This is a genomic window from Streptomyces sp. NPDC046716 (genome assembly GCF_040645755.1).
Classification (GTDB): Bacteria; Actinomycetota; Actinomycetes; order Streptomycetales; family Streptomycetaceae; genus Streptomyces.
On sequence record NZ_JBEYYU010000038.1, the window covers coordinates 77,800 to 86,549 of the forward strand.

5 protein-coding genes are annotated in these 8,750 nt (G+C 72.2%); 1 reads left to right on the forward strand and 4 read right to left on the reverse strand.

Annotated features, from left to right (window positions below; genetic code table 11):
* Positions 1-23: 23 nt before the first annotated feature.
* From ABZ930_RS26420 to ABZ930_RS26435, 4 genes are all read right to left on the reverse strand, one after another.
* Positions 24-1,946, reverse strand: coding sequence for an IucA/IucC family siderophore biosynthesis protein (locus tag ABZ930_RS26420; RefSeq protein ID WP_361552492.1), 1,923 nt, complete (start codon positions 1,944-1,946; stop codon positions 24-26).
* A gap of 40 nt (positions 1,947-1,986) precedes the next feature.
* The gene (locus tag ABZ930_RS26425; RefSeq protein WP_361552495.1) at positions 1,987-2,889 is read right to left on the reverse strand and encodes a GNAT family N-acetyltransferase; all 903 of its coding nucleotides are present in this window, start codon (positions 2,887-2,889) and stop codon (positions 1,987-1,989) included.
* Positions 2,890-2,944: 55 nt separating this feature from the next.
* Entirely contained in the window at positions 2,945-4,966 is a 2,022-nt protein-coding gene (locus ABZ930_RS26430) for an IucA/IucC family protein (RefSeq protein ID WP_361552498.1), read from the reverse strand.
* A 550-nt stretch (positions 4,967-5,516) separates the two neighbouring features.
* Positions 5,517-6,950 carry a diaminobutyrate--2-oxoglutarate transaminase family protein gene (locus ABZ930_RS26435; protein ID WP_361552501.1) on the reverse strand — a complete coding sequence of 478 codons (1,434 nt, stop codon included), beginning with the start codon at positions 6,948-6,950 and terminating at the stop codon, positions 5,517-5,519.
* 446 nt (positions 6,951-7,396) lie between these two features.
* Between ABZ930_RS26435 and ABZ930_RS26440 the strand changes: the two genes are divergently transcribed.
* A complete protein-coding gene (locus ABZ930_RS26440; protein ID WP_361552504.1) occupies positions 7,397-8,629 on the forward strand; it encodes a hypothetical protein in 1,233 nt (410 codons plus the stop codon).
* The last annotated feature ends 121 nt before the right edge of the window (positions 8,630-8,750 follow it).

Sequence of the window (8,750 nt, forward strand, 5' to 3'; positions counted from 1 at the left end):
GGGCCCCACTGACAATCCTGCGATCACAGCTGATGCAGGGGATTGTCGACGGTGCCGTGCACGGCGGCGTGGGGGCGGTGGGCACGGTCGCGGTATCCGTCGAGGTGCAGCCGGTTGCGGTTGAGGCACAGGCGCTCGATCTGCGGGGTGAGCAGGTCGAACATCTCGTAGCGGTCCTTGAGCTCGGGGAAGCGGGCGTGGTGGTGGAGGATCTCGGCCCGCAGCAGCGACCAGAACTCGTCCTCCGGCACGCCGAGTTGTTCCTCGTACAGCGGAGCCAGGTAGCGGAAGACCCCCACGAACAGACCGGAATGGATGAACTGCGTGAGGAAGTCGGGACGCTCCGTGAGCAGCACCTCGCGGACCTCTCGCGGCATGTCGTCGTGCTCGGGGAGCGGGACGGCGCTGATGTTCACGTCGTCCACGAAGTCCTTGACCGCGAGCCGTACGGGGACGTCCTGGTCGTCGAAGACGACGATGGCGTTCTCCCCGTGGGGCGAGAACACCGTTCCGTAGCGGTAGAGGAAGCGCAGCAGAGGTGGCAGCAGCGCCGCGAAGAGCCTGCGCAGCCAGGTCCTCGGGTCGAGGCCGGAGCGGGCGACCAGTTCCGCGGTGAACGCGCGTCCTTCGGAGTCGATGTGCAGCAGGGAGGCGAGCGTACGCGCGCGTTCCCCCGCGGCCAGCTGTCGGGACACCGGCTCGCGCCAGATCGCTCCCAGCAGTTCCTTGTACTGATAGGGGACTTCGTCGAGTCCGTCGTACAGGGGATGACTGACCGCGACCGACGCCACTTCTCCGAGCAGGACGACCCGGCATTCGTCCCGCAGGAAGGGGTCCGCGTCGCGCAGTGCGTGCATCCATGTGGTGACGGCGGGTGCGGCGAGCGTGCGCTCGGTGGGGAGTCCGCGCCATACAAGGGTGTTGAGAATGGACAGGGGCAGCTTCACCGTGAGCCGCTCGGGGTGCGTGGTGTTGAGGAACGTGCGGATCGACTGCTGCGGCAGCCGCAGGTCGCCGTCGGCGGGCAGCGGGACGATCGCGCCCGACGCGACGGCGGGCGCGAACAGCGGCAGCACCACGTCGTCCCACTGCCAGGGGTGCACGGGGAGATAGAGGTACGACTCCGGGTCGAGGCCCCGAGCGCGCAGTGTCCCGGCGAACAGTTCCCTTGTGTCCGCGTCCAGTTCACGGGTGTAGAGGACCTCGGGGGACTGCAGGCCCGCACCCGACGCACCGCGGTAGGCGGCCAGGTCGGTGTGCACGGCGATCCACGGAAGCCTGGTGGGGCGGCGGGCCTCGGGAGCCCAGCGTGCGGTGTCGGTCGCCGAGAAGCCGAGCCGTCCCTTGTTGAGTACGAGCCAGGGGTGGCCGGTCTGGTGCCCTTCGAGTTCGGCGTAGCCGAGGTCGGCGAGCCGGGCCGAGGTCAGGGCGGTGTGATCGAGCCGGGCGTCGGCGGCGAGCGTGACGGTGAGTTCCCGGATGATGTGGCCGAGGGTGATGCCGTCGAGGCGGAGGACGTGCTTGGCGCGCACGAGGAACGCGAGGGGGTCGGTGAGGGGCTCGGTCCGGGACGCGGCGCGGTCCGGCTGGAGGGACGGCGTCGGCGTCCAGGTGATGCTCGCCGGGTCGACCTGCCAACTGCCGTAGGCGCCACGGCGGGCCCGGAACCCGAGTACTCCGCCGTCCGCGGTTCCGTCTCCGGGTTCCTCGGCCCCCGCCCGTGCGTCGGCGGCGGGCACGGTCAGGGAGTAGCCGGAATAGCAGGGTTCCGCAGGTGCCCCTATGCCGTCGGGGACCGGGCGAACGATGCCTTCGTAGGCGAACTCGCCGATCAGCTTGGCCAGCAGCCGTGCGCCTGCCCGCCTCCAGGTGTCAGGGGTGAGTTCGGGCGGGGTGTAGAGGACGGGCGGCTCTCCGGAACTCGGGACGACGGGCGGATTCGGCACGGGGACTCCTCGGGCGGGAACCGGATCAGGTCGAGCATCGTTACTGAGAGTGACTGGGCTGGAGCACGGCGCGCAAGGCCCGGTCTCGGACCATGAGCGCGGCCCGTTTGTCGGGGAGGTCCACCTCGGCGGAGAAGCGGAAGCCTGCGCTCAAGAAGGCGGAGACGGAGGGGGTGTTGCGCAGGTCTGGTTCTGCTACGACGCGTGCGCATTGCGGACGATGGTCGAGTACGAGGTCGGATACGGCCGTGAGCAGCGTGGTGCCGAGTCCTCGGCCGCGATGGGCGACGCCACCGATGAGGAGGTGGATCCCGGTGTCGTGCGGGCGGGCGGGGTAGTGGCGGGCCAGTGGGTCGAGGTCCGCCCGGTAGATCTCCCAGTAGCTCATGGGCCTGCCGTCCAGGACACCCAGACAGGGCACGCTGCGTCCGTCGCCCTCCAGCTGGGGTCGGAGATGGCGCTCGGTGACCTCGTCCGGACCGGCCAGTTCCCAGAACGCGGCCACGGCCGGGTCGTTCATCCAGCGGCTGATGAGCACCAGGTCGCGGTCGATGCGGGCGGGGACGAGCTGGAACACGCCCGAGCTGGTGGTGACCGGGCCCCACTCCCCCACGTCGTCGAGGAGATCGTGCTCGGCGAAGGCCGTGAGGTCAGGGGACTTGGCCAGGGACGCCTTGGCCGCCGGGGCCGGGGCCTGGGCCTCGGTGGGTGTGGTCCCGGCGGCCTCGCGGCGGTCGTCGTCCGGTCCGGTGCGGGCGGGACGGGACGTGTCCTGCTCGGCGATGAGCGCGATCAGTTCGTCGGGCAGGCGCAGGTCCAGGGTGTCCTGGCAGTCGCTGCTCTCCGGGCGGCCTCCGGGTTCGGGCGTGTCCGCGGAGATGTCGTCGGGGTCGGCGGCGACAGGAGTGGTGCCGGCGTCGGTGCTCGCATCGGTAGGGGGCACGGCGACGCTCCTCTCGGGATGTCGTGTCGGTTGTGGTCCTCAGGGGCGTGGGGGTTCAGGAATGGAGGGGGTTGGCGATGGTGACGTAGACGGACTGGGTGTCGACCGGGCCGACGAGTTCGTCGAGGCCGTGCAGCCGGGTGAGCAGGTTCGCCTTGCAGCGCAGCGTCGGCGAGTCGAGGAGCCGGCTCGGCAGCGGGCTGCGCAGCCGGGTGGGACCGGTGGCGGCCTCGGTGAGGAAGCGCCGGAACGCCGCGAGCAACAGCCGCTCGTCGGCGAGCCGTTGGGATCCGAAGGCGCCGATGAGGCCGAGGATGTTGTTGATGGCGAGGTAGTAGGCGAACCGCTCGTCGGTGACCTCGTCGGAGACGAAGGTGTCGCTCTGCGTGCCGATGCCGGGCAGCCGTCGGTCGAGTTCGGCGCGGTGGGACTCGCGGAAGTAGTAGCCCTGGTTGTCGCGGTAGCGGCCGCCGGTGGGCCAGCCGTCGGGGTCGAGCAGCAGGAGGGTGTTCTGCTGGTGGGCCTCGAGGGCGACACCGGCTTCGCTGTCGAGCCAGAGCACCGGGCGCACGACGTGCTCGAGATAGCGCAGGAACCACTCGGCGGAGACGGCGCCGACGGGGCGTCCGGTGCGGGCCGCGAGACGGGTGATGACGGCTTCCAGACGCGAGGCCACCGGGGTGCGGCCGAGCGGACCGGCGGCGTCGAGGTCGGCCGGCGGCCTCGGCGAGACGAACCCGGCGATGCAGGAGGCGTCGTCGGCCGGGCCGAAGGGGTTGTTGCGGATCATCACGTCGAGGCCGGGGGCCGCGCTGCCGTCCGGGAGGTCCACGGCGAGCCAGGCCGGGTCGCGGACGACGTCGAAGCCCGGGTGGGCCGCGCGCCACTGCTCGGAGATTCCGCTGCGCAGCAGTCGGTGGACCTCGACGCCGCGGTGGAGTTCCTTGCGGAGGTTCTCGCGGCGGGAGTTGGTGATGCGCAGGCCGAGCGACAGCTTCAGCATGGCGGGCGCGCCGGACCGGTAGAGAGTGCGGACGGAGGAGGTGGGGAACCAGGGCTCGCCGTGCGGGCCGAGGTCGATCAGCAGTCCGGCGTCGAGGAGTTCGGCGACGGCCGGGCGGTGCCGGAGTTCACGCATCTGCCAGGGGTGCAGCGGCAGGGCGGCGTGGCCGTCGGGCACGGCGAGGCCGGGGCCGGCGAGCCGGGCGGTCATGTCGGCGGCGGGGACGGCGCGGCCCCGCTCGGTCCAGGCGGAGTCCTGGGCGAGGACGTCCGGTGCGACGGCGAGCCAGTGCAGCGGGAAGGAGCCGCGCAACTCGGGTGAGTAGAGGCGTGCTTCGGCCTCGGAGAGTCCCTCGCGGCTCTTCGGTGTCGGGTGCAGCGGGTGGCCGAGGAGGAGGGACTGTTCCGCGGCGAGGAAGGTGTCGGGGGCGTCGGTCGGCCTGCGTCGGCGGTCGGCGATGAACTCGGCGGTGCGGCGCACGGAGTCGGCGACCCGGCCGACCAGGTCTCCGCCGTCGCCGGACGGGGCAGGGCCGGGGTCCGGGGTCTCGGCCGCGGTCGACGTCGGGCCCTGGTGCACGTCCGGGGCCGAGGTGGGCCGACGGCTGCCGTTGGTGTCGGCCGGGGTCTCGTCCGTACCGGTGCGCGCCGACTCGCGGCCGAGCAGCGCGGCGAGGGTCACGGCGTCGACCCACGGAGCGCCGCGAGGGCCGTTCTCGAAGCGGGGCAGGCCGAAGCGGTGCCACCCGGTGGGTGACCAGTAGTGGACGGGGACCAGGAGAGCGGTGCCGCTGGCGGGCAGCGGGATCCGCAGGAGATCGAGGGAGGGAGGAGCCATGTCGTTCTCGCGCACCCAGCAGCGCAGGAGGTTCTCGATGGCCGCCACCTGGGCGGCCGTGTCGGCGTCCGGATGGTCGAGGAGGTCGACGGTGGACGTGCGCGGACGCTCGGCCTCTTGGCCGCTGCCCTTCTGCCGGGGGACCGTTTCGCGTTCCTGCGCCTCCGGGGTCTGCGTATCGCAGCTTCCGCCGGCGGTGGGACGGGGACGGCCGTCGGATGCGGGAGTGGCGTTCAAGAGTGCTTCCTTGCTCGGTGTGGTGGGCTCCGTACTGCGGTGGTCCGGCTCTGCTCCGGTGAGCCACCGCGTACGTCGGTGGTGCCTGGTGTGGGGCGTGGTCTGGGGCATGGTGCGGAGCGTGCCGACGGCTGCGGTGCGGCTATCGGCGCAGGGCTCACCGCGCGACGGCACCGGCCGTGACCGGGGTGCGGGGGCGCGGGAGGCCGGGCGCCACCGGTCCCCCGGTCCGCGCTCCGTACGGGACGGGCGGCGGCGTGGGCACCGGGTCGCTCGCAGGCACAGCTGTTGGTCCTCCCGCTGGGACGAAGAGTCGGCAGCGCTCGCCGGCTCACCTGTGGGCGGGACGAGCGGGCAGCGACAACCACGGGAACCCGTCCGGGCGCACACCAGGACAGGCCGAGCGCTGAGCGCCGACTACAGATCCCCCGTAGGTACGCAACGACCCGGCGCCTCGAAAGACACGGGTACGCCGAGGACTTGCCGGACGTGTGGCGGAGCTTCTGCCACCGTCCGGCCGACGGCACGGCCCCTGCCGGAGCCCGTGGGCCTACGCGCAGTGCGCCGCCCGGGCCACGGCGGCGAGGGCGTCCGTGAGGCGGTCGACGACGGCGGCGGCCTGTTCGTCGGTGAGGGTGAGCGGTGGCAGGAGCCGTACGACGCTGGAGTGGCGGCCGCCCAGCTCGACGATCAGGCCCCGGTCCAGGCAGGCGTCGCGCACCGCTGCGGCGAGGGCGGGGGCCGCGGGAAGCGGCGATGCCGAAGGGGCGCCGAGGAGGGTGTCGCCGGCCGGGTCCACCGCGTCGGCGTCGGCCGGTCCGGACGCCTCCCCCGTCGGGTCGACGAGTTCGATGCCGATCATGAGGCCGCGTCCGCGGACGTCACCGACGCAGGCGAACTCCTTGGCGGCCTGTTCCAGTTGGCCCAGGATGCGGGCGCCGAGGTCGGCGGCGCGCTGGTCGAGCCGGTTCTCGCGGACGTGGGCGAGGGTGGCGGCGCCGGCCGCCATGGCGAGCTGGTTGCCGCGGAAGGTTCCGGCGTGGGCGCCGGGACTCCAGACGTCGAGGTCCTCGTGGTAGACGACCACGGCGAGCGGCAGGCTGCCGCCGACCGCCTTGGACAGGACCATGACGTCCGGTACGACACCGCTGTGGTCGACGGCCCAGAAGGCGCCGGTGCGACCGACTCCGGTCTGCACCTCGTCGGCGATCAGCGGGATCGAGCGCTTCTCGGTGAGGGTCCGCATCCGGCGCAGCCAGGCGTCCGGGGCGGGGATCACGCCGCCCTCGCCCTGGACGGGTTCGAGGATCATGCCGGCGGGCCGGGGCACGCCCGACTTGGTGTCGTCGAGCAGCGACTCGGTCCAGCGGGCGGCGAGTTCGGCACCGCGCGGGCCGCCGATGCCGAAGGGGCAGCGGTAGTCCTGGGGGTAGGGCAGGCGCGTGACCCGGACGTCCTGTGCGCCGCCGGATGCCTCGAGCGCCCCCGCGGTCATGCCGTGATAGGCGCCGGTGAAGGCGAGGAGGCCGGAGCGGCCGGTGGCGGTGCGGACCAGTTTGAGGGCGGCCTCGACGGCGTCCGTCCCGGCCGGGCCGCAGAACTGGATGCGGGCACGGTCGGCGAGCCCGGGCGGCAGGGTGCGGAACAGTTCGGTGGTGAACGCGTCCTTCACCGGCGTGGCCAGGTCGAGGACGTGCAGCGGGGCGCCCGAGTCGAGGACCTTGCGGATGGCTTCGAGCACGACGGGGTGGTTGTGGCCGAGCGCCAGGGTGCCGGCGCCGGAGAGGCAGTCCAGATAGCGGCGGCCGTCGGCTCCCTCGATGGTGAGTCCGCGCGCCCGCACGGGCACGATCGGCAGCGAGCGCGCATAGGTGCGGGCCGCCGACTCCCGCGCGGACTGGCGGCGCAGGATGCCTTCGTGCACGGCGCTGTCGCCTGCGGATGCCTCGCGGGCGGCCCCGTCGTGCGGAGCGGGCAGCGCCATGGGCGCAGGATCGGTCACGGCCACGGCTGTTGGTCCTCCCGCTGGGATGTACGGCCGGCAGCGGCTGCCGACTCACCTGTGGGCGGGGCTGTGCCGCGCGGGCGCGACCGCGGCCCGCCCTGACGCCGGGCCAGGACGGGCCGAGGACTGAACGCCTGATGCGGATCCCCCGTACACCCAACGACGGCGGGGGCGGGGGGCCACGGGTGGAGCGGATACTCGTGCGACACATGACGAGACCTTTGCCGAGAGGAGGAGTCCCAACGAACGGTGCCCCGTCCAAGATCCCTCCGTGACGGAACCGTTGCCCTTCCGTCGGTCGTCCCCGACGGCATCGGCATAGTGTGGGATGCCGTTCGGACGCGGAGGGGACGGCGGAGCGCGCCGCTCGCCCGGCGGAGCCGTACGGCGGCACAACCACCAAGAAGCCCAGGGGGATTCACGACATGCGACCCATACGTCCGTTGTTCACCGCTCGCCTCGTCCGGAGCGCGCGCGGCAGGACGTCCCCGGTGGCGGCGGCGGTCGCGCTCGGTGCGGCGCTCGTCCTGACCGCCACGGCCTGTGGGACGGGCGACGGCGACAACGACAACGCCGGAGAGAACCCGACCGCGTCCGTGACCGCGGGCGGGGACAAGATCCAGATCCCGGACGACATCAAGAAGCGGCTCAAGGAGCACGGGTTCGATCTGGACAAGTGGAAGGACGGCGAGTGGAAGAACTGGGACAGGGACAAGTGGCTGCGTGAGGCGCAGGACTTCGTCAATCCCATCATCGCCGGCCTGTGGGACTCGGACCGGATGCGGGACGCCGACAAGAACCCGGGCGGCCAGGTCGACGACAGCGATCTCTCCGGCGACCAGGGCGTGACCGACCCCGAGCCGGCGCCCGTGCGGGCGGCGGCGGTCCCGGCCACGTACCACCAGAACGTCCCGTATGCGGGCAAGTTGGTCTTCGACACTCCTGAGGGCCAGGCGCAATGCTCGGCGACCGTGGTCACCGACCCCGCGCACCCCGGCAAGTCCAACATGGTCTGGACGGCCGGCCACTGTGTGCACGCGGGCAAGAGCGGCGGCTGGTACCGCAACCTCGCGTTCGTCCCCTCGTACAACGACAGCGACAGGTCCGCGGCTCAGCTGCAGGGCGCCACGCGGGAGCAGATCGCTCCGTACGGTGTCTGGTGGGCCGACGCGGCGCAGACCTCCGACCAGTGGATCGCGCGGGGCGGTCCGACCGGCGGTGCCGGCGCCTCGTACGACTTCGCGGTGCTGCACGTGAAGCCGGAGAAGGGCACGACCGACAAGTCCCTTGAGGAGACGGTCGGTTCGGCCCTGCCGGTGGACTTCAACGCGCCGGCCGTGCCGAAGATCTCCCGGCTCACGGCGAAGGGCTACCCGGCGGCTGCGCCGTTCGACGGGCAGAAGCTCTTCCAGTGCGCGGACAGGCCCGGCCGTCTTTCGCTGGCCGAGACGGATCCGACGATGTACCGCATCGGCTGCACCATGACCGGCGGTTCGTCGGGCGGCGGCTGGGTCGGGCAGGGTTCCGACGGCAAGCCGGCGCTGGTGTCCAACACCTCGATCGGCCCGGTGACGTCGGGGTGGCTGGCCGGTCCGCGCCTCGGCAAGGAGGCCAAGGCGGTCTACGACTCCGTGAGCGAGAAGTTCGCCGGCCAGTAGGAGTACGACCAGAAGCAGATGAAGGCCCAGCTCGGTGGCGCCCTCGTCGAACTCGTGGTTGCCGACGGAGGTGACGTCCAGGTCCAGCTTGTTCATGGCCTCGACGGTGGGCTCGTCGTGG